The sequence below is a fragment of the Hymenobacter sp. BT559 genome (assembly GCF_016427535.1).
GTDB lineage: Bacteria > Bacteroidota > Bacteroidia > Cytophagales > Hymenobacteraceae > Hymenobacter.
On record NZ_JAELXV010000009.1, the window covers coordinates 40491 to 59285 of the forward strand.

23 protein-coding genes are annotated in these 18795 nt (G+C 59.6%); 11 read left to right on the plus strand and 12 right to left on the minus strand.

Going from position 1 to position 18795, the window contains the following annotated elements; genetic code table 11:
* Nucleotides 1-61: 61 nt before the first annotated feature.
* The 4 genes from JAO77_RS21810 to JAO77_RS21820 all read right to left on the minus strand — a co-directional run bounded on the left by JAO77_RS21810 (nt 62) and on the right by JAO77_RS21820 (nt 2677).
* Nucleotides 62-886, minus strand: coding sequence for a DUF305 domain-containing protein (locus tag JAO77_RS21810; RefSeq protein ID WP_198992673.1), 825 nt, complete (start codon nt 884-886; stop codon nt 62-64).
* Nucleotides 887-935: 49 nt separating this feature from the next.
* Nucleotides 936-1883, minus strand: a complete 948-nt coding sequence (locus tag JAO77_RS21815) for a DUF8832 domain-containing protein (protein ID WP_198992719.1) — start codon at nt 1881-1883, stop codon at nt 936-938.
* Nucleotides 1884-1943: 60 nt separating this feature from the next.
* Nucleotides 1944-2075: a hypothetical protein gene (locus JAO77_RS24425; protein ID WP_286192488.1), complete on the minus strand. Its 132-nt coding sequence runs from the start codon at nt 2073-2075 to the stop codon at nt 1944-1946.
* Between the two features lie 128 nt (nt 2076-2203).
* Entirely contained in the window at nt 2204-2677 is a 474-nt protein-coding gene (locus JAO77_RS21820; protein ID WP_198992674.1) for a hypothetical protein, read from the minus strand.
* Nucleotides 2678-3009: 332 nt separating this feature from the next.
* Here JAO77_RS21820 and JAO77_RS21825 point away from each other — a divergent pair, with 332 nt between their 5' ends.
* The 11 genes from JAO77_RS21825 (at nt 3010) to JAO77_RS21870 (ending at nt 14233) form a co-directional block, all read left to right on the plus strand.
* Nucleotides 3010-4443 carry a hypothetical protein gene (locus tag JAO77_RS21825; protein WP_198992675.1) on the plus strand — a complete coding sequence of 478 codons (1434 nt, stop codon included), beginning with the start codon at nt 3010-3012 and terminating at the stop codon, nt 4441-4443.
* 153 nt (nt 4444-4596) lie between these two features.
* Nucleotides 4597-6864 (plus strand): heavy metal translocating P-type ATPase, encoded by a 2268-nt coding sequence (locus JAO77_RS21830; RefSeq protein WP_198992676.1) that lies wholly within the window; start codon nt 4597-4599, stop codon nt 6862-6864.
* A 12-nt stretch (nt 6865-6876) separates the two neighbouring features.
* Complete coding sequence (locus JAO77_RS21835) at nt 6877-7254, plus strand: cupredoxin domain-containing protein (protein WP_198992677.1); 378 nt, start codon at nt 6877-6879, stop codon at nt 7252-7254.
* 162 nt (nt 7255-7416) lie between these two features.
* The gene (locus tag JAO77_RS21840; protein ID WP_198992678.1) at nt 7417-7794 is read left to right on the plus strand and encodes an ArsR/SmtB family transcription factor; all 378 of its coding nucleotides are present in this window, start codon (nt 7417-7419) and stop codon (nt 7792-7794) included.
* Nucleotides 7791-8408, plus strand: coding sequence for a mercuric transport protein MerTP (merTP, locus tag JAO77_RS21845; RefSeq protein ID WP_198992679.1), 618 nt, complete (start codon nt 7791-7793; stop codon nt 8406-8408). The genes JAO77_RS21840 and merTP overlap by 4 nt, the downstream gene beginning before the upstream one ends.
* A 14-nt stretch (nt 8409-8422) precedes the next feature.
* On the plus strand, nt 8423-8656 hold the full coding sequence (locus JAO77_RS24265) for a GDCCVxC domain-containing (seleno)protein (RefSeq protein WP_235998557.1): 234 nt from the start codon (nt 8423-8425) through the stop codon (nt 8654-8656).
* Nucleotides 8657-8714: 58 nt separating this feature from the next.
* Nucleotides 8715-9338 carry a helix-turn-helix domain-containing protein gene (locus tag JAO77_RS21850; protein WP_198992680.1) on the plus strand — a complete coding sequence of 208 codons (624 nt, stop codon included), beginning with the start codon at nt 8715-8717 and terminating at the stop codon, nt 9336-9338.
* 120 nt (nt 9339-9458) lie between these two features.
* Nucleotides 9459-11201, plus strand: a complete 1743-nt coding sequence (locus tag JAO77_RS21855; protein WP_198992681.1) for a hypothetical protein — start codon at nt 9459-9461, stop codon at nt 11199-11201.
* Between the two features lie 143 nt (nt 11202-11344).
* On the plus strand, nt 11345-11974 hold the full coding sequence (locus tag JAO77_RS21860; RefSeq protein ID WP_198992682.1) for a DUF305 domain-containing protein: 630 nt from the start codon (nt 11345-11347) through the stop codon (nt 11972-11974).
* A gap of 148 nt (nt 11975-12122) precedes the next feature.
* On the plus strand, nt 12123-13373 hold the full coding sequence (locus JAO77_RS21865) for a type II restriction enzyme NmeDI-related protein (RefSeq protein ID WP_198992683.1): 1251 nt from the start codon (nt 12123-12125) through the stop codon (nt 13371-13373).
* Between the two features lie 62 nt (nt 13374-13435).
* On the plus strand, nt 13436-14233 hold the full coding sequence (locus JAO77_RS21870) for a DUF6615 family protein (RefSeq protein WP_370550325.1): 798 nt from the start codon (nt 13436-13438) through the stop codon (nt 14231-14233).
* Nucleotides 14234-14253: 20 nt separating this feature from the next.
* Here JAO77_RS21870 and JAO77_RS21875 read toward each other — a convergent pair whose 3' ends face one another.
* The 8 genes from JAO77_RS21875 to JAO77_RS21910 form a co-directional block, all read right to left on the minus strand.
* Entirely contained in the window at nt 14254-14685 is a 432-nt protein-coding gene (locus JAO77_RS21875; protein WP_198992685.1) for an arsenate reductase ArsC, read from the minus strand.
* Between the two features lie 24 nt (nt 14686-14709).
* A complete protein-coding gene (gene arsB, locus JAO77_RS21880) occupies nt 14710-15816 on the minus strand; it encodes an ACR3 family arsenite efflux transporter (protein ID WP_198992686.1) in 1107 nt (368 codons plus the stop codon).
* A gap of 13 nt (nt 15817-15829) precedes the next feature.
* Complete coding sequence (locus JAO77_RS21885; RefSeq protein WP_198992687.1) at nt 15830-16324, minus strand: GNAT family N-acetyltransferase; 495 nt, start codon at nt 16322-16324, stop codon at nt 15830-15832.
* Complete coding sequence (locus JAO77_RS21890) at nt 16324-16800, minus strand: DMT family transporter (protein ID WP_198992688.1); 477 nt, start codon at nt 16798-16800, stop codon at nt 16324-16326. The genes JAO77_RS21885 and JAO77_RS21890 overlap by 1 nt, the downstream gene beginning before the upstream one ends.
* Before the next feature lie 34 nt (nt 16801-16834).
* On the minus strand, nt 16835-17608 hold the full coding sequence (locus JAO77_RS21895; RefSeq protein WP_198992689.1) for a metallophosphoesterase family protein: 774 nt from the start codon (nt 17606-17608) through the stop codon (nt 16835-16837).
* Between the two features lie 67 nt (nt 17609-17675).
* Nucleotides 17676-18137 (minus strand): DUF6428 family protein, encoded by a 462-nt coding sequence (locus JAO77_RS21900; protein ID WP_198992690.1) that lies wholly within the window; start codon nt 18135-18137, stop codon nt 17676-17678.
* Nucleotides 18138-18185: 48 nt separating this feature from the next.
* Nucleotides 18186-18536, minus strand: coding sequence for an ArsR/SmtB family transcription factor (locus JAO77_RS21905; RefSeq protein ID WP_198992691.1), 351 nt, complete (start codon nt 18534-18536; stop codon nt 18186-18188).
* Nucleotides 18533-18793: a hypothetical protein gene (locus tag JAO77_RS21910; protein WP_198992692.1), complete on the minus strand. Its 261-nt coding sequence runs from the start codon at nt 18791-18793 to the stop codon at nt 18533-18535. Before JAO77_RS21910 ends, JAO77_RS21905 begins: the two co-directional genes overlap by 4 nt.
* Nucleotides 18794-18795: the final 2 nt, after the last annotated feature.

Genomic DNA, 18795 nt, shown 5'->3' on the forward strand with positions numbered 1-18795 from the left:
CGAGGCCGGCGGACGGGTAGGAACTCGGGGCAGGAAAAGCGGCTTGCCAGTCCGCCGGGCACTAGGCTTTTTTCTCCAGGGCCATGCCGCACTTGGGGCACTTGCCAGGGGCGTTGCTCTGGCCACCGTCGTTCATCGGGCACGTGTACACGGCGGCCGACGTCTTCATCTTGCCAGCGTTCTGGGCGTGCCAGGCTTTGAATTGCTCAATCTCTTTCTTCTGGGCGGCTATCATCATTTGCGCCATCTCCTTGAGCTTGGTGTCTTTGCCGTGGGCCAGCTCTGCTTCGGCCATATCCATCGCACTCTGGTGGTGCACGGTCATCATCATGTTGAAATTCATGTCCGGGTCGGCTACCAGCGCGGGCATGTTTTTCATCATGTGGTCCATGCTCGTCTTCATTTGGGCGGTGAAGGGGTCGGCCGGGTCCTGGGGCTTATAGTTGGTCGGGGCGGAGTCAAGGCGCTCGGCGATGGGCTCCATCTCACCGATTTCCTTCTGCTGGTCAGCCTTGATTTTCTCAGCCATCTGGCGCATGGTGGCATCCTTACCGTCGCGCAGCTCAATGTCGGCCATGGCAACTGCCCCCTTGTGATGCTCCAGCATCATGTGGGCGAAGTCGTGGTCGGTATTGCCCTTTGGCTTCAGGGCGTTCATCTTAGCCATCATGTCGTTCATGGAGGCCATCAGGGGCGAGGTGCCCGCGGCACCGTCCGCCATTTTAGAATGGTCCATGCCGGCCATGTTGCCGGTCACAGCCGAATCTGCAGTTGCTGGCGCCTCAGTGGTAGTAGCCGTGGTATCGGCTGACTTGTCGGAGTTGCAGCTGTTGAGCAGCAGGGTGCCCGAGCAGAGGGCAGCGAGGAGAAATGCGGACTTTTTCATGGGGTTAGGGAAGAGTTGAAAGTGAAAAGTGAGGTGTTTGGTCTGAGGATTAGGCCTTCACGTTGATGGTGAAGTCGCCGGTGTGAATCTGGCCGCCGTGATTGAATTGCAGAAAAACGCGGTACAGGCCGGGCTTTTCGAAGTTGGTATTGAAGCCGATGACGGGACCCTTGTCGGCCTGGTCGTTGGGGTGCACGTGCAGGTAGCGCTCGGTGTCCTCGCTGATGACTACGACGTGGCCCAGCGCCCCGAGGTACTTGTCGAGGTCGGTTACGGGCTGGCCATTCTTGCTCAGCGTGATTTTCATGCCCAGCAGCTGGCCCACTTTCAGGTCCTTATCAAAGGCGAGCGTAGCCTGGTAGCCGTCCCGGCTCCACTGCATCTGGTCTTTGCTGAACTTGACGGGCGTGTACTTGGCGCCCTGCACGCTCACTACCTGGCGGCCGAGCTGGTGGCCGCTGCCAGCGGGCGTGTAGTCCTGAAACAGCACGTAATCGCCGCCCTTGGCAAAGGTGAACGGAGCCCGGTAGTTGCCCTCAGCGGTGTACTCGGGGTGCTCATGGTAGAAAGCCGATAAGTCTTTGCGCACGATGATGAGGTGGATTTTCTTCTCGTGCACCAGAGCCAGCGGTACGGGTGCCTTCTCGTTGCCGACTTCCTGCGGGGTGTAGGTAAGCGTTACCGGTTGGCCCGCCACTAGCTGCATGGGCTTGGGCTCGAACTGCATGGAATAGCTCTTGCCATTGCTGACCTGGTCGTTGTGGACCAACTCCATGCCGCACTTGGGGCACTTCTCGCCGGGCTTGGTGCTGGTCACTTCCGGGTGCATGGGGCAGGCGTAGGTATGGCCCCCGGCGTGCTGGGTTGTGCTGTCGGGTACGGTGCCCGTGGGCGTGGTAACGGTGTTAGTGGCGCTGCTGCTGGACGAATCCGAGGAGCAGCTGGCAACGGTAAACAGGCTGGCAACGGCCAGCAGCGGAACAAAAGAGCGGTTCATGAAAACGGATAGGGGATAAACGAATACCGGCGGCCAGCTAGTGGCGGGGCCGGTGAGGGCCTAGGCCTGCGCCTGCTGCCAAAGCACGAAGCCCAGAGCGGCAGCCAACCCGGCGTAGAGCAGGTAGGACAGCCAGCGACGGCCCGGCCCACGGGGGAGCGGCGCACCGGCCTCCTGGCAACAACTCTTCATTGCGAGGGAGGAAAAACCAGGAAAATGGGGGAAGGGGGCGCGGCTGGGCCACGCGGGCGAGCAAACGAAAAGGCCCGCCCCGGACATAGCATAGCTATGCCGGCGCGAGCCTTAGCGCGTCGAAAGAATCAGACAGTCAGCGACTGGATGAAAATACGGATGTCGGGTATTTTGGGCTTTAAGTGCCGGGGCGGCACCAAAGCAACCGTAGCCGTGCGGTCCCACTTGCCAGCCAAGGGCCGGAAATGAAACTCAATTGCCGTCGGCAGAATAGCCGGGGCCGGAATAAGCAGATGCTTCTGGGCAGGGGTCGTCAGCGACGAGAGCAGCGAAGCAGACTTATCCTTGCAGCAATCGTGGGTACGGCTGGGCTTGGGCGAATGCCCCTTCTGCTTGGTATGGTGCTCGGCCACGGCCCCATGGCCATGGCAGCCCGCGTGCGCTGGCTTCTCGGCCTGGTGATGGGTCCCCACTGCCGAGGGAGGAGCCGCCGGCACCGGATTCAACGTTGCGCACCAGCACTGCCCCACGAACACGTTGACGAAGACGAGCAGGAAGCTCGTCGCCAGCAAACGGCGGAAAGGGAACAGGCTACGAAACATGAGGGGCACTAAGCAGCCGCAAAATTAGGCTTATCTCTCGGAAGCATTTGGGCTGCCTCTTTACCCGCAAAGCCCCGAAAGGGTTCCGGTAGCTAGAGTTGGCTTTTGAGGATGGAAGGCTAAAATGGCCTTTCTGAGCAACTCAGGCTCTTCTGCTTAGATAAGTGACAACCAGCACGCGGGAGCTTACAGCAAAATTATGTAAGAGTACAGCGTGATTTTGTAAACAGGTTGCGGTAGGCAACTGAGCATAGCTTGTCAATGACTGCGTCTTTAGTCGAACTGCTTGGTAAGCGTATTCGCGATTTATCTTCCAGCTTATTTAAGCAGTCATGCCGCTAGTACCGAAAAACCCAGGGGGTACGTTGGCCGAGCAGTACCTCGCTGAACTCGGTGAGCATTCATTTTTAACGCTATGGAGCTACGTCAGCCCTTTTCGCAACCAAAGCTTCAGCGCGCAGGGTAGCGAAGGAAAAGAGTTGTGTGATATGCTGGTGGTGTTCGATGAGCACGTCATCATCTTTTCGAGCAAGCACTGCGAGTATCCTACTACCCCTGACTCGGCATTGAATTGGAGCCGTTGGTACAAGCGAGCCGTGGCGGCAGCCGCTGACCAACTCTACGGGGCCGAGCGGTGGTTGAGGCAGCATCCTGAACGGGTATACCTAGACAAGGCCTGCCAGCATCCTTTCCCGGTGCCCCTGCCAGCCCCAGCCGCCATGAAAGTCCATCGTATCGTCGTGGCGCATGGTGCTTCGCAGCCCTGCCAGGCGGAGTTTGGCGGAACGGGAAGCTTAATGCTTGACAACCGGGTGCACGGGCCGGCTCACTACGATACCCAGCGCTTCAAGCCCGAGCCGTTCACAATAGGCTTAGTGGACCCGGCGAAAGCTTACGTGCACGTCTTCGATGATGCCTCGTTGGCGGCCGTGATGCAGATGTTGGATACGATAACGGATTTCGTGGCATACCTAGAGAAAAAGGAAGCCCTGTTATCCCAGGGCAGCCTGAAAGTGTGGGCGGCTGGCGAGGATGATTTGCTAGCCTACTACCTGCGTAACACGGACCACGACGAAGCTAGTCCTACTTTTGGTCGCCACATCTTCCCGGTTGCGGCGGGCTACCTGGGGCTGCGCATTTCAGAAGGGTTTTGGAGCGATTTCATAGCAAGTCCTCAGTATCAGGCCCGTCGCAAAGCTGACCAGGGTAGTTATGCATGGGATGGCTTGATAAAATTTATTTATGAACACACCGACGATGGCAACGCCTACGCTCTACGCCTCGACACCTCATTCACTAGTCGAGAAGCGGCCTTGCGCATCATGGCGCGCGAGTCCCGGCTGAGCCGCCGAATGCTGGCCAAGTCTTTCCGGGAAATGATAGTGCAATCAGAGCCGGACGAGTACCACGTGCGGCATACCGGCGCGGTGGAAGACAGCGGCGTGCAATACGTATTCCTGCTTTTGCCCAGAAGGAAAGGAGAAACGGTTGCTGACTACCGCATGAGACGCTTTGAGGTGCTACAGGGGTATTGTTTAGCCATCAAGTTTCAGCAGTTTGGCCAAACGCAAAAGTTCTTCGGCATTGCAACGGAAGCCGGTGGGTTTGACGCGTTGAGTAGCTACGATTTGATGTATTTCGAAGGCGGCGTATGGGAGGAAAACGAGCGCGAATTGGCAGAGCAGGCCAGTTTGTACTTCTTTCGGAATCCCGTAGCGTCAACTTCCCACGAAGATGAGTATTCAGGAGGCAACGAAAGTGCGTAGCGCAAGCACACTCGCTTTGTCTGTCAAATTATGCAAGTCTGCGACAGTATTTAATACCAACTTTGGTGAGTGAGAGCCGTTGCTTTGTAGAGTAGTTGTGGGCTTAAGCCGTGAGGCTGATAGACTCAGCAATCTGCTACTATTCTGCTAGTTATGGAACCTGCCACTAAAACCGAAACCCTCGACATCGAAGGCATGACCTGCGCCTCGTGCGCGTCCTTCGTCGAGAAGTCGCTCAGTCGCACGCCGGGCGTGCAGCGGGCCATGGTCAATTTTGCCACCGAGAAGGCTACCGTGGACTACGTGCCCACCCAGGCCTCCCCGGCTACCTTAAAAGAAGCCGTTATCAACGCTGGCTACGGCGTGGTGGAGCGCCCCCCCGACATCAGCGCGGCCGAGCGCAGCGCCGAAATTGACCGGCAGAAAGCGCTGGCTTACCAGAAGCTCAAGCGTCGCTTCGGGGTAGCCGTGGGGCTGGCCCTCCTCATCATGCCCCTGAGCATGCTCATGCTCTGGCCCGCCATGATGCAGCGCGTGAACATGCAGTGGCTCAACTACGGCTTGCTCTTCCTTACGCTGCCCGTGCTGCTCTACAGCGGGCGGGAGTTCTACGAATCGGCCTGGAACGGCTTCAAGCACCGGGCGGCCAACATGGATACGCTCATTGCGGTGGGCACTGGCGCGGCCTTTCTCTACAGCCTGGCGGCTACGGTGGTGCCCGGCTTTTTCACCAGTCGGGGCTTGATGCCCGAGGTATACTACGACACCACGGCTACCATCATTGCGTTGATTCTGCTGGGCAAGGTGCTGGAGCTGCGTGCGAAGACCCAAACGTCGTCCGCCATGCGCAGCCTGATTGGGCTGCAAGCCAAGAATGCCCGCGTGGTGCGGCCCGATGGCGCGGAAGTCGACGTACCCATCGAGCAGGTGCAGCTGGGCGACCTAGTGGTGGTGCGCCCCGGCGAGAAGGTGGCCACCGACGGCCTCATCATGGAAGGTAGTTCGGCCGTGGACGAGGCCATGCTTACGGGCGAAAGCCTGCCGGTGCAGAAGCAGGCGGGCGACCCGGTGTTCGGCGCTACGCTCAACAAAACCGGTTCCTTTCGCTTCCGCGTGACTAAGGTGGGGACCGACACCATGCTTTCACAGATTGTGAAGCTGGTGGAAGACGCCCAGGGTAGCCGCGCCCCCATTCAGCGGCTGGCCGATAAAGTCAGCGCCATTTTCGTACCCACGGTGGTAGTCATTGCCATCCTCACGTTCGTCATCTGGTTTGATTTGGCCCCGGTCGGCACCCGGCTGCCACTGGCGCTGGTCAACTTCGTGGCCGTGCTCATCATTGCCTGCCCCTGTGCGCTGGGGCTGGCCACGCCCACGGCCATCATGGTGAGTACCGGTAAGGGCGCGGAGCATGGCGTCCTGGTGCGCAACGCCGAGGCGCTGGAAAAGGCTTACCAAGTCAACACGGTACTGCTGGATAAAACCGGCACCATTACCCGCGGCGAGCCCGCCGTGACGGATTTCTGGACGCTGCCCGACCAGCCGACCAGCCAATTGCTGCAAGTAGTGGCCGCCGTAGAGCGCCAGAGCGAACACCCGTTGGCCGAGGCCGTGGTGCGCCACGCGGAGGCGCAGGGCGGGGCGAGCCTGAGTGCCACCGGATTCCGGGCCGTGGAAGGCAAGGGAGCCGCCGCCACCGTGAACGGCCAGGCCGTGCTGATTGGCAACCGCCGCCTGCTGGCCGACGAAGGCGCAAGCCTCTCCCCTAGTCTGATAACCCAGGCCGAGCAGCTATTGAGCCAGGCTAAAACGGTGCTTTACATCGCCGTGGCGGGCCAGGCCGTGGGCCTAATCGGCGTGGCCGACACCGTGCGCGACACCTCGGCCGCCGCCATCAAAAAGCTACAGGCGCTAGGCATTGAGGTAGTGATGATGACGGGCGACAATCCCGAAACGGCCGCCCAGGTGGCCGAGCAGGTGGGCATCACGCGCTATTTCGCCGAGGTGCTGCCCGCTGATAAAGCCGGTAAGGTGAAGGAGCTGCAAGCCGAGGGCCGCATCGTGGCCATGGTGGGTGACGGCATCAACGACGCACCAGCGCTGGCCCAGGCCGACATTGGCCTGGCCATCGGCTCGGGTACCGACGTGGCGATGGAAGCAGCGGGCATTACGCTCATGCGCTCCGACCTGAACGGGGTGGTCACCGCCATCGAACTAAGCCGCCAGACCATTCGGACCATCAAGCAGAACCTGTTTTTTGCGTTCATCTACAACACGCTGGGCATTCCCGTGGCGGCCGGGCTGCTGTATCCCTTCTTTGGCATTCTGCTCTCGCCTATGCTCGCGGCCGGGGCCATGGCCCTCAGCTCGGTGTCGGTGCTGACTAACTCGCTGCGCCTGCGCGCTTTCGATAACCACTAATTGTTGCTTGCTATGGATTCGACTGCCCTTATCGTAACCGTTGCTGGCCTGGGCCTAGCGGCCTTCGTGCTCTGGTACTTCTTCTTCTCGGCCCGCCAGACGGCCAGCGCCGTGTCCACGTCGGGCGGGGTGCAGGAAGTAGCCATCACGGTAAAGGGCGGCTATTCGCCCGATGTGATTGAGGTGGAGCGCGGCAAGCCCGTACAGCTGAGCTTTTACCGCGACGAGGAAAACAGCTGCTCCGAGGAGCTGCTGATGCCCGATTTCAGCATTCGCCGCGACCTGCCGGCTTTTAAAACCACGTTGGTGGAGCTGCTGCCCCAGCAGGCGGGCAAGTTTGAGTTTACCTGCGGCATGGGCATGCTGCGGGGTAGCCTGGTAGTGAAGTAACGGTCTTGGCTAAAAGGCAGCTGCCTAGGTTGCGGCCCCTACGCAAATTCATTAAGAGCGTAGCATACTCCTCGATTGCTGGGTCGTGGAGACAATTAGGCTGAACTATTATTTTAGCTTTTGCTTAATTACTTTAACACTATCTTTGCCAAAACTTCCTGTATGAAAGAGACTGTGTGCGTCCGGGTGTTTGCTGATAGCCAGCACATCCAGCAATGCAAAACGCGTTTGGCTCACGCCGAGCCGGCCCTGCAGTCGTTGGCGGGGGTCTTGGCTTTAGCCGGAAACGAGGTGCGGCTGAAAATTCTCCTCCTGCTGGCAGATGAACAACAGCTGTGCGTATGCGACATCGCCGATGTGCTAGAAATGACCGTTTCCGCCGTTTCGCAGCACCTGCGCAAGCTTAAGGATGGGGGCGTACTGCACGCCCACAAGGTGGGCCAAACGGTGTTCTACGCCCTGAGTCAGCCTCATTTACCTATTCTGCGCCCCCTGCTAGCTGGCTTACCGGCTGCTCCTGTTTCTCACTACGCCCAATGAATCAGTCCCCTCCCTCCGCCGACAAGCGCCTAGTGGGCGCGGGTGTGCTAGCCTCGCTCGCGGCTTCCCTCTGCTGCATTACGCCCTTGCTGGCCGTTGTTGGCGGGCTGGGCGGCGTGGCCTCGTCTTTTTCCTGGCTTGAGCCCTTCCGGCCCTATATGATTTTGCTGACGGTGGGCGTGCTGGGCTTCGCCTGGTACCAACAGCTAAGACCCCGGCCGGCCGATGATTGCGGCTGCGCGGTGGATGCGAAATCAACTTTTGTCCAATCCAAGGGCTTTCTGGGCGTAGTTACCCTGCTAGCGGCGCTGCTGCTGGCCTTTCCTTACTACGGCGCGAAGCTGTACCCCTCATCGGCTACGCCGGCGCCGCTGGCCACGAATGAGGCCGCGCCGGTCTGGCAAACGGCGAACTACCGCATCGGCGGTATGACCTGCGAAGCTTGCGCTAAACACGTCGAGCACGTGGTGCAGCAGTTGCCAGGAGTGCAGGCCGTGACCGTTTCCTACGCGCAGGGCACCGCGCAGGTCCGCTTTGATGCGGCCAAAAGCCCCGCCGCGCACGTGGTGCAAGCCATTGATGGCACCGGCTACCGGGTGCTGGCTACACATTAACCTCCTGCTGTATCATGCTCACACTCGAACCAAAAGTTCCCCTACTCACCTCCGTTTTGACGTGCCCAGTGTGCGGCCACGCGCAAGCGGAACAGATGCCGACCGATGCTTGCCAGTACTTCTATGAATGCACGAGCTGCCACACGGTGCTGAAGCCCTTAGCCGGCGACTGCTGTGTATACTGTTCCTATGGTTCCGTGCCTTGCCCGCCCATTCAGGTGCAAGGCCCCGGTAGCTGCTGTGGCTGAGGTACCTGGTTACTACTAATACAAAAGCCTTTAACTAAGGCCAATACTAGCGCATCCTATGCAAGCAGATAGCAGTGTTTCCCAGGTGCTGCCGCCGCCCGACGCGTACCGACTACTGATTAAGAATATGGTGTGCCCGCAGTGCATCCGGGTGGTGGGCGAAGACCTGGCGGCGCTGGGCCTGCGCGTGCACCGCGTAGCGCTGGGGGAGGCTGACGTGTCCACGCCCGATGGCACGGCGCCCGACTATGTCGCTATCCGGACCAGCCTGCAGGAGGCCGGGTTCGAGCTGCTGGAAGACCCGCGCGCCCAATTGGTAGACCGCATCAAAACGCTGCTGGTAGCCCTGATTCACTACCCCTCGCCGGGTCCCCGCCTGCTTAACTACTCCGATTACTTGGTGGAGCGCCTGGGCAAGGACTACCACTATCTTTCCCATTTATTCTCCGCTTCCGAAGGCCTCACGATTGAGAAATTCATCATCCGCCAGAAGGTGGAGCGCGCCAAAGAGTTGATTGGCTACGGCGAGCTGAGCATGGCCGAAGTGGCGCAGCAGCTAGGTTACAGCAGCCCCGCCCACCTCTCGCGGCAATTCCGACAGGTCACGGGCATTACGCCCACTGAGTATCAGCGCCTAGGCCCCGCCAGCCCCGCCCGCCGCAGTCTGGATTCGCTGATTTAGGGCTGCAGGGTGCCTTCCATTCCAGTATCTGAGGAGTAAAGCGCAGCCGCTCGTTTAACGGGCGGCTGCTTTTTTATGTTGATGAGGGTAGAACCTAGGCTCACCCTCGCAACCCTGCTCATGACCCGACAGCTACTCGTAGAATTCAAGGACTTATTTCGTGGCGACACGCCACCCGTTGCCGTGCTGCTGGATGGCATTAGCCGTTTGGACCGTTTACAGGGCGTTTCGCACCTGCTCGGCTACCTAAGCCAAACAGCGGCCCCCAAACGGGACTACGTGCTGGACATGCAGCAGATTTTCGGGCCGTCCAACGAGGCCTTTGGCGGTCAGGTCTATCATTCGACCCTGGCCTTGGCAAGCCGCAAGAGCACCAAGCTCAATTTCTTCCACCCCAAAACGACGCTTCAGCTGTTCGGCCACTGCTTCGATATGCCGGAGGGCCCTGTGACTCAAACGGAGGCGGAGGTGGAACGAAACGTGTTCACGGCCTGCCTGGTGCTGAACGGGGCCTACATCCGGGAACAATACCAAGCCATGACCGTCGCCCGGCAGCTGCTGCCACACCAGCCCCTTGCGGCGGCTGCCCTGGCAGGTACCTTCTCGGATTTTGAGTTGATAAACCACCGCTTGCCTCATATTGCCATGCTCCAACTTATCAAGTCGGTGCGGCTATTCGAGTTTCTGGAGGCCGAGCCCCGCTTCGCCCCGTTGCTGGGGGCCTTTCTGCAGCGCTTCAACTGCGAGAACTGGCAAGCATTCTTCCGGCAGCTAAGCGGCATTATCAAGCCCGTGACTCAGGCCGAAACCGCCGGCCGTATTGCCGTGGAGGTGCCGCCAGGACCAGATTATGATGAGGCTTGCGCATTCCTGCGGCACTTCACCTTACCAGAAGGGCAGCCCCTGGATATGGCGGACTTTACCAGCCTGCGCACAACGCCGCTGTGCGAGGAGTCGCCGGGTACCTTCGTGCTGGAGTACCCGGTACTGGTTTTGGAAACCCTGCATAAGGGCCTGTACTTCCAGTTTAGCGCCGCAAACCGAACCCTACCCAAAGGCCAGCGCGAGACAGACTGGCGCTCCGTGTACTGCGACCTGTTTTCGGAGCAATACCTGATGTACCTGCTGCTGAATGCCACCTTTCGGGGCCGGGGCCTGGCCCTGAGCGGGAAGACCATCTTCGAGGAATGGCAGCTGAAAGGGCAGTCCGAGCCGGACTATTATTTCCGCCACGATAGCCGCGCCGTGCTGTTTGAGTCGAAAGACGTGCTGGTGCACAAGGATGCCAAGGCGGGCCACGACTTCGCTACCTATCTGGACGAGGTAAAGAAGAAGTTTTACGAAGATGACGAGGGCCACCCCAAAGCCGCAAGGCAGCTGGCTAACAATGTGGAGCGCCTGCTGCGCAAGCAGCTGCCGTTCGATACTGATTTTGACCCGGCCGAGCTGATAATCTACCCGGTGCTGGTCGTGCACGACCGGCTCTACAACCAGCCCGGCCTGAATGTGGTCGTCAACGACTGGTTTCAGGAGGAGCTGGCCAAGCTGGCGCAGCAGGGTCTACCCGTACACCACGTGCGCCCGCTCATTATTATCGACGTCGACACGCTGCTTGCCTACCACGAAGACTTCCGGGATGGGCGGCTGGTGTTCGAAGACATGCTGGAAGAGTACGTCGCTTATCTGCATACCCCGGCTTGGGCGGGCATCAGCCCGGCGGCGGACGAGCAGCGGCAAATGCAGGGTGTTCATCCCTTCGCGCTATTCCTGGAGAACTACGCCGAAAAGCGCGATATGCTGGGCATTCCCAAAGAGATGCTGTACCAGATTCTGCCCATCATCAACCGGGGGGCAGAAGACTAGTGCGGCGCTAAAATATGGCTCGCAGTTGAGGTAGCGGCGTTTTGCAGCACACAAATTATGCAAGTCGGGGGGGCTGTCCTGCAAATCCTGGGTAGTAGACAGCCGTTTCAGAAATCAGGAAAACTTCACCTTACCCTGATTTTATGAAAAGGATATTTCGACTCCCCCTGCTGTCGCTGTTGCTGCTGGGCTTAGCTACGGTGTCGTGCAAAAAGGACGACGTAGATGGATTGCAGGTGCAGGCCCACGACGACAGCACCATGATGACCATCATGCACACCATGATGAAGCAGATGGACGCCATGACGCCAACCCAAGACCCTGATAACGATTTTGCTATGATGATGGTAATGCACCATCAGGGGGCCATTAACATGAGCCAGGAAGAGCTTAAAAACGGTACCAATACCGATATGAAGGCGATGGCCCAGGGTATTATCGACTCGCAGCAAAAAGAGATAACGCAGTTTCAGGCTTTCCTGAGCAGCCACCAGCCCCAGGCGCCGGCCGTGCCCCAGTTCAGCGCGCTGCAGATGGCCAACATGATGCGAATGAGCCAGGCGAATGACCTGCGTCCTCTAACCGGTGACACTGACTTTGACTTTGCGCAGCTTATGGTAGACCACCACAGCAGCGCTATCGAGAACTCCGATGCGGAACTCAAATACGGTCGGCAGGCCACTACCAAAACGCTGGCCCAGCAAATTATCGACGAGCAGAAGTCGGAGATTACGATGCTGCAAACTTGGCTGCTTGCGCATAAAAAGTACTAGCCCCTACTTACCTGGCAGGCAAGGCGGTTCATTCGAACCGCCTTTTTTGTTTTTCACCAATCCGGGTGATTGAGCTGCTCCGTTATCCCCGGCTTGCGAACCAGGCAGATTAACGCATCTTCGTAGTTCCATTTATCCCACCCGATTTATGCCTGCTCCGTTACCACCTCTTATTCAGCAATACAAAGCTGATTCCGAGTCCGTTTACAATACGTGGTTTATTAATAACGAGGAGCGCCTGAAGGCCTTCCGCTCCATTCGGCGCGGGGTGCAGCAAGTGGTAAAAGACATCAAGGCGGGCAGCTTCGGCAATGATTTTAAGGGCACCTCGCTTGAATTCGTGCTCAGCGTCATCAGCGAGCAGAAGCAGGTGTTCCAGGGCGCGGCGCATCCCTTCTACTGGAAGCCCAAGCTGCGCATCCCCGACATCTACGAGCACGAGGACAACAAGCGGGCCTTCGGGCAATTTCTGGAAAGCTGCCTGGCCGCTACCACCGAGCAGCAGCTGCTGCGCGAAATCGACATTCTCGACCGCCGCAAAATTAAGGGCCTTGGCCCGGCCGTGGCTAGCATCCTCTACTTCCTGCACCCCACGCTGATGCCGCCCTGCAACACGGCCATCGTCAACGGCTTCAATGCGCTGTTTGGAGAAAAAATCAAGCTGGGCTCCTGGTCAGAATACCTGCGGATGCGCGACCGGCTGCGCGACCTCAACCAGGAGCACCGCCAGCACTTGAGCCTCGACTACGGCGCGCTCAGCGGCCTGCTCTTCGACGTGGGCGTGAAGAAGATGATTGCCGGCGACCAGCAGTTTGCCACTGACGAGGACCGCGACAAATACCAGCAGCAGGCTCAGAAGCGTCATAAAGAGGTGCAGACCGAAGCGCAGGAGGAAAACCAGCATACGGAGATGCAGCACCACCTGCTGCGCATCGGCAAAGCGCTGGGCTGCGACGTGACGACGGCCATCAACGACCGCAACCGCCTCTGCGGCGGGCAGAAGTTGTCCTTTCTCTGCCTCGACCAGCACCCCGAGCTGCCGGTGCCCGCCGAGGTGGCCAGTACCATCCGCCTGATTGACATCGTGTGGTTCGCGCCCGGCACCAACCGCGTGGTAGCCGCCTTCGAGGTCGAGAAAAGCACCAGCATCTACTCGGGCATTCTGCGCCTGACGGACTTGGCCTTCTCCATGCCTGAGCACGAAACGGCCTTGTACTTGGTAGTGCCCGATGCCCGCGAAAAGGAAGTGCTGGCCCAACTGTCGCGCCCCGCCATCCGGGCCGCCGGGGCTACCATCCGCTACATCCTGTTCTCGGAGCTGCGCCAGCACTGCGAGGCCCTGTGCAAGTTCGGCGACTCGCCGGCGGCCATGCGCAAGATTGCGCGGACGGTTTCCTAAGGCTATTACGAATGTTAAGCGACCCGATACTTGCCGCCATTCTACACGGTCACTATCCGCCTATGAGCCTCTGCGACTACTCCAGCTATCTATCCCAACGGGTATACCGGCACCTGTCGGATGTTTTTCGCTACGAGTTGAGCTTTTCGGAGTTGGGCATGACTGACCATTTCATCCTGGATTTGGTTAGGTTCGCCCACCGGCGCAGTCCAGCCACAATCAAGGTCTACAAAACGTCGTGGCCGGTAGAAACCGCGTTTGGCAATGACATCGATTTGTTTGTGGGGGACGGAACCGGACAATACGACTGGTACGCGCTGCAAGCCAAGGTGATGTCGCACGAAGGGGAGTTCAATGACTTGAAAGTGAAGGTCAAGGGCGAGCTACACCAGTGGCACAAGCTGCTGTTGCACGAGCGGCTGTTCGGCAGTCAGGCCTTTTACTTATTGTACGTGGGGAAGTCGAAGACCAACTTTCCACCAACCCGACCCACGAAGCAAGATTGCCATGGGGTGGTGGCCCCCATTGGCGACTATGGCCTGAGCTTGGTGAAAGCGCTCGACATTTATAAGACGGTCACGCGGACTACTCCCATGAAATTCAGCGACGTATTTCCGGACCTTGTGGAACCCCTACGGAGCATTTTCTGCTGTCCTCGCCCATTGCCGCCGACTGCAAAAAAGTACAGTGAGGCTGAGATATTCTCGCCTGCTTACCGGCAGGTCTATGCGCGGGAGAAAAGAGACGCGAGTTCCCGGGACTATAACGCTTTAGACCATGTTCTGCCCGATGGCTTTGCCCCGCTCCGTATCCTGATTGACCTCAATCCAGACTTAGCAGACGGGAAAACTCCCAGCTAGCCGCCAGCACCTCGCTAGCGCTATGCCGGCTGAAACTGCGCCTGCACGAAGTCGTGAGCGTAGGCTTTCACCTGGTTGCGCACCGCACGGAACTGCTCCATAATTTCTTCCTCACTGCCCGTGGCTTTGGCCGGGTCCGGAAAGTTGTGGTGCAGCTTTTTCGCGGTGGACGGAAATACCGGGCACACCTCGTTGGCGTGGTCGCACACGGTCAGCACGTAGTCGAACGGCACGTGGGCATACTCATCCACGTGGTTGCTGGTGTGCTGGGAGATATCTACCCCGTCCTCCGCCATTACGCGCACGGCGCGAGGGTTGAGGCCATGGACTTCGACGCCCGCGCTGTACACGGCGGCGCGGTCGCCCAGTTCTTGCGTGAGGTAGCCGTGCAGCAGCTGGCTGCGGCAGGAGTTGCCAGTGCATAGCACCAGCACATTTTTCTTGTCAGACATAAGAAAGGGAAAAAGGAAGGTGAATTAAGCGGGGGTGGCCACGCTTTTGCCGCCGTACCAGCGGCGGCGAAACCAGAACGCCAGGTTGACCAGCGCAATCAGGGCCGGCACCTCAATCAGCGGGCCGATGACGCCCGCGAAGGCTTGGCCCGAGTTCAGGCCGAACACGCCGATGGCCACGGCAATGGCCAGCTCGAAGTTGTTGCCGGTGGCCGTGAAGGCAATGCTGGCATTCTCGGCGTAGTCGGCTCCTAAGTACTTGCCGGCCGCAAAGCTGAGCACGAACATGATACCGAAGTACAGGGCCAGCGGCAGGGCGATGCGCAACACGTCCAGCGGGACCTGCACGATGGTTCCGCCCTTCAGGCTGAACATGACCACGATGGTGAGCAGTAACGCTACCAGCGTAATGGGACTGATAGCCGGGATGTACACTTTCTCATACCACTCGTCGCCTTTGAGGCGGCGCAGGATAGTGCGCGAGAGAAAGCCGGCCGCGAAGGGAATGCCCAGGTACACCAGCACGCTCTGCGCAATGTCCCAAATACCAATGTTCACGGCGTACCCTTTTAGGCCAAAGTAGGGTGGCAGCACGGTGATGAACAGCCAGGCCAGGACCGAGTAAAACAGCACTTGGAAGATGGAGTTAAGTGCCACCAGTCCAGCCGCGTACTCGCGGGAGCCGTCGGCCAAATCGTTCCACACCAGCACCATGGCAATGCAGCGGGCAATACCGATGAGAATCAGGCCCATCATGTACTCCGGCTTATCCGGCAACAGCCAGATGGCCAGCAAGAACATCAGCAGCGGACCGAGTATCCAGTTCAGAAACAGCGAGAGGCCAATGATGCGGGTGTTTTTAAAGACCCTGGGCAGCTGCTCGTACTTGACCTTGGCCAGGGGCGGGTACATCATCAGAATCAGGCCGATGGCCAGCGGCACGTTTACCGTGCCCACCGAGAAGTAGTTGATGGCCCCGTTGAGGCCGGGCACGAAGTAGCCTAAGCCCACGCCCAGCGCCATGGCCAGGAATATCCAGAGCGTGAGGCCCCGGTCGAGGCCGGAGAGTTTCTTCTCGGCCAGGGCGGCCGGCGCCGGCGCGGCGGGTGGGGGTTGGTTCAAGGTTGCCATAGAAAGGGTTGAGTTAAGCGACGCCGACCGTCGGGCTGCGCCGCTCCAGCTGCACCGTGTTGCGCCACACGCCGTGGTGCTGGCCAATCCGTTCGCGGTGGCCGACGACGCGAAAGCCGGCCTGCGTATGCAAGCCGATGCTGGCGCTATTCTCCTCAAAAGTGCCGGCCTGTAGCGTCCAGATGCCGTGCGCTTCCGAATCCGTAATCAGCGCTTGCAGCAACTGCCGGCCCACGCCCTGGCCCCGGGCTTCGGCGGCGATGTAAATACTGAGTTCGGCCACGCCGCCGTACACGCAGCGGCTCGACACGGGCGAGAGAGCCGCCCAGCCCAGTACCATGCCGGCCTCGTCGACGGCCACCAGGCGGCTGTGGGGTAGGTGCGCCCGGTCCCAGGCGTCCCACTCGGGGGCCTGCGTTTCAAACGTGGCGTTGCCGGTGGCAATGCCCTCCTCGTAGATGGCGCGCACGGCGGGCCAGTGCGCGGCGGTTAGGGGGTGCAGCTTCATCAGGAGAAAGTAGAAAGGGAGAGAGCAGCCGGATTATTTGCGGTTGAGCAGGTAAGCCCGGCCACGAGTAATAGCGCGCCGGCCAGCCGGCTCAGGGTGAGGGGGGTACGCACGAGGCCCAGTAGCCCCAGCTGGTCAAAGAGCAGGGCCGTGAGCAGTTGGCCGGTCACCACCAGGGCGAAGAGCGAGGCCGCGCCTACCCGTTGCAGGGAAAAGACGATGGCCGCGATGTAGACCATCCCCAACGCGCCGCCCGTCCACTGATACCAGCGGATAGCATGCACGTCGGCCAGTGTCGGCAGCGAGGCCTGCGTGCTAAGCAGCACGAGGGCGGCGGCCAGGGTACCGACCAGGTAAGAGGCGAGCACGGCCCACATCACGCTGTGCAGGCCCCCACGTAGCTGGCTGTTGACGGCTGATTGCGTCGTCAGGGCCGCCCCGGCCAGTAGCAGCACGAGGAAGGAAAGGTATTTCATGGCAGCACTAAGCCAGTGGGTAGGTACGCCGCCCTTAGTAGGCCTTGCGCAGCATATCAGCGTACTCGTTGGGCAGCGGCGAGGCCTCCACCGCTTGGGCGGCTTTCTCCACGTCGTATTCCACCCGAATCAGCTCCGAGCGCACGCTAGTCGGGTCGGTAAGCGTGGTGTGCTCATCCAAGTGCAGCAGCTGGTAGGCGGCCCGCGGGTCGCCGTCCTTGGGCTTGCCTACCGAGCCGATGTTAAGGGCGTGGCGATAGCGGGTTTCGCCGTTCACCTCGTAGGCAAATGTGCGGTGGTAGGGCTTGTGGGTGTGGCCGAAGAGCAGCACATCGGCGTTGGCCTCCGCCAGTACCCGCAGGAAGCTGGCCTCGGGCCGGTCCTCGAACAGGTACTCGTTGATTTTGCGCGGGGAGCCGTGTACCATGAGCAGGCTGAGCGTGCAGGGCTCCTCCTGAAAGTCGAGGCGCATGTGTTTGGGCAGCAGGCGCAGGTAGCGGCGCTCGTCGTCCCCAGTGACGTGGTTGGTGTAGGCAATGCTCTGGGCCCCTAGGTCCTTCTGGGTGTCGGTTTTGTAGGCGCAGCCGCAGTTGCTGCTGGCCAAGCCGATACCCTGGTCGTAGTTGCCGGCCAGCGTGGGAATACCCCGGCGACGCACTTCGTTGACTACCTCGTTGGGCCAGGGCGCGTAGCCCACTAAATCACCCAGACAGAAAATCATATCGGGCCGGCGCTGCTCCATATCGGCCAGTACGGCCTCCAGCGCGGGCAGATTACCGTGGACATCGGAGAAAAAGGCAATCGTCATGGCAAAGCGAGAGGGGTAAGAATACTTCTAAGAGGCGGGGCCCTTGCGAGCCCCGCCCTTCAAGACCCTAGCAGCACCCGCCGCCCGGCGTGCAGCTGGCCATTTGCAGCTGAGGCAAGGCAAACGACTGGGCTGCCGGAATACCACACGCATCCTGGGCTAAGCACGCCGTTTGCTTCGAAGTCAACACAAAGTCGTTTCCCTCACGGGTCAGGCCAAATTTGCCGATGGTGGCCTGCTGGTATTCGACTTCAATATCCAGGTCCTCCCGGCCTAGTATTCTCTCCGATAGGTTCAGGATGTGCAGAAACTTCTCCGGCGCCAAACGGTGGTCATAGTCGCCCGCCTCCCAGAGCTGGAAGTTGGCTACTTTCTCTTGACGCTCCACGCCGCCGCAATCGATGAAATGCTTGCTTACCAAGCCTACTTCGGTCACGTGGAAGTGAGCGGGCAGATACTCGCCCGTGGGGAGACGGAAGTTAACGGCTTCTACTTCCGCTAGGGCCTGCTTTATTTCAGAAATCTTCATGACGTTGCTGGTTAAATGACTAGGAAAGAAGGAATAAGAGCAGGTGCTTTAGCAAGCGCAGGCGTCATCCGGACTGCACGCCGCGCCCGCGGTGGCCTCCAGGAAAAAGGCCGTAAACTGCTGGTGCACCTTGTTTAGTAGCTCGGTATTGAGGCAGTAGCACACGGTGAGGCCATCAATTTCGCCGCGTATCAAATCCAAGGCTTTCAACTCTTGCAGATGTTGCGAAACGGTGGTGCGTGAGAGGGGCAACTCAGCGGCGATGTCCCCCGAGATGCAGGTTTGCTTGCTGGCCAGAAACTGGATGATGGCCACCCGCGCCGGGTGGGCGAGCGCTTTGGCTAGGCGAGCGAGCTGCTGCTGGTCTTCGGTGAAGGCTGCGGTTTTAGCGTAGGTCATAGGGAAGCAGTCGGAAAGTCGGTGGCGGTAGCCGGGGAATCGCTGGTAGCAGCCAGCAGTTGCGTGAGCAGGGTTTCAGCCCGTTGATAGGCCCGTTGCTCAGCGGCTTGCAGGAGCGTGTCTATTTCTCCCCCTAGTAGCCCGTTATGGATTTTAGCCTGCAAGCGCAGACTTTCCAACGCGAGGCATTCCGTGCGGAGCACTCGTTCGAGTAGCACGTGCAGCAGCGCTGATTGGGTAGGTGCGGAAAAAGACATAC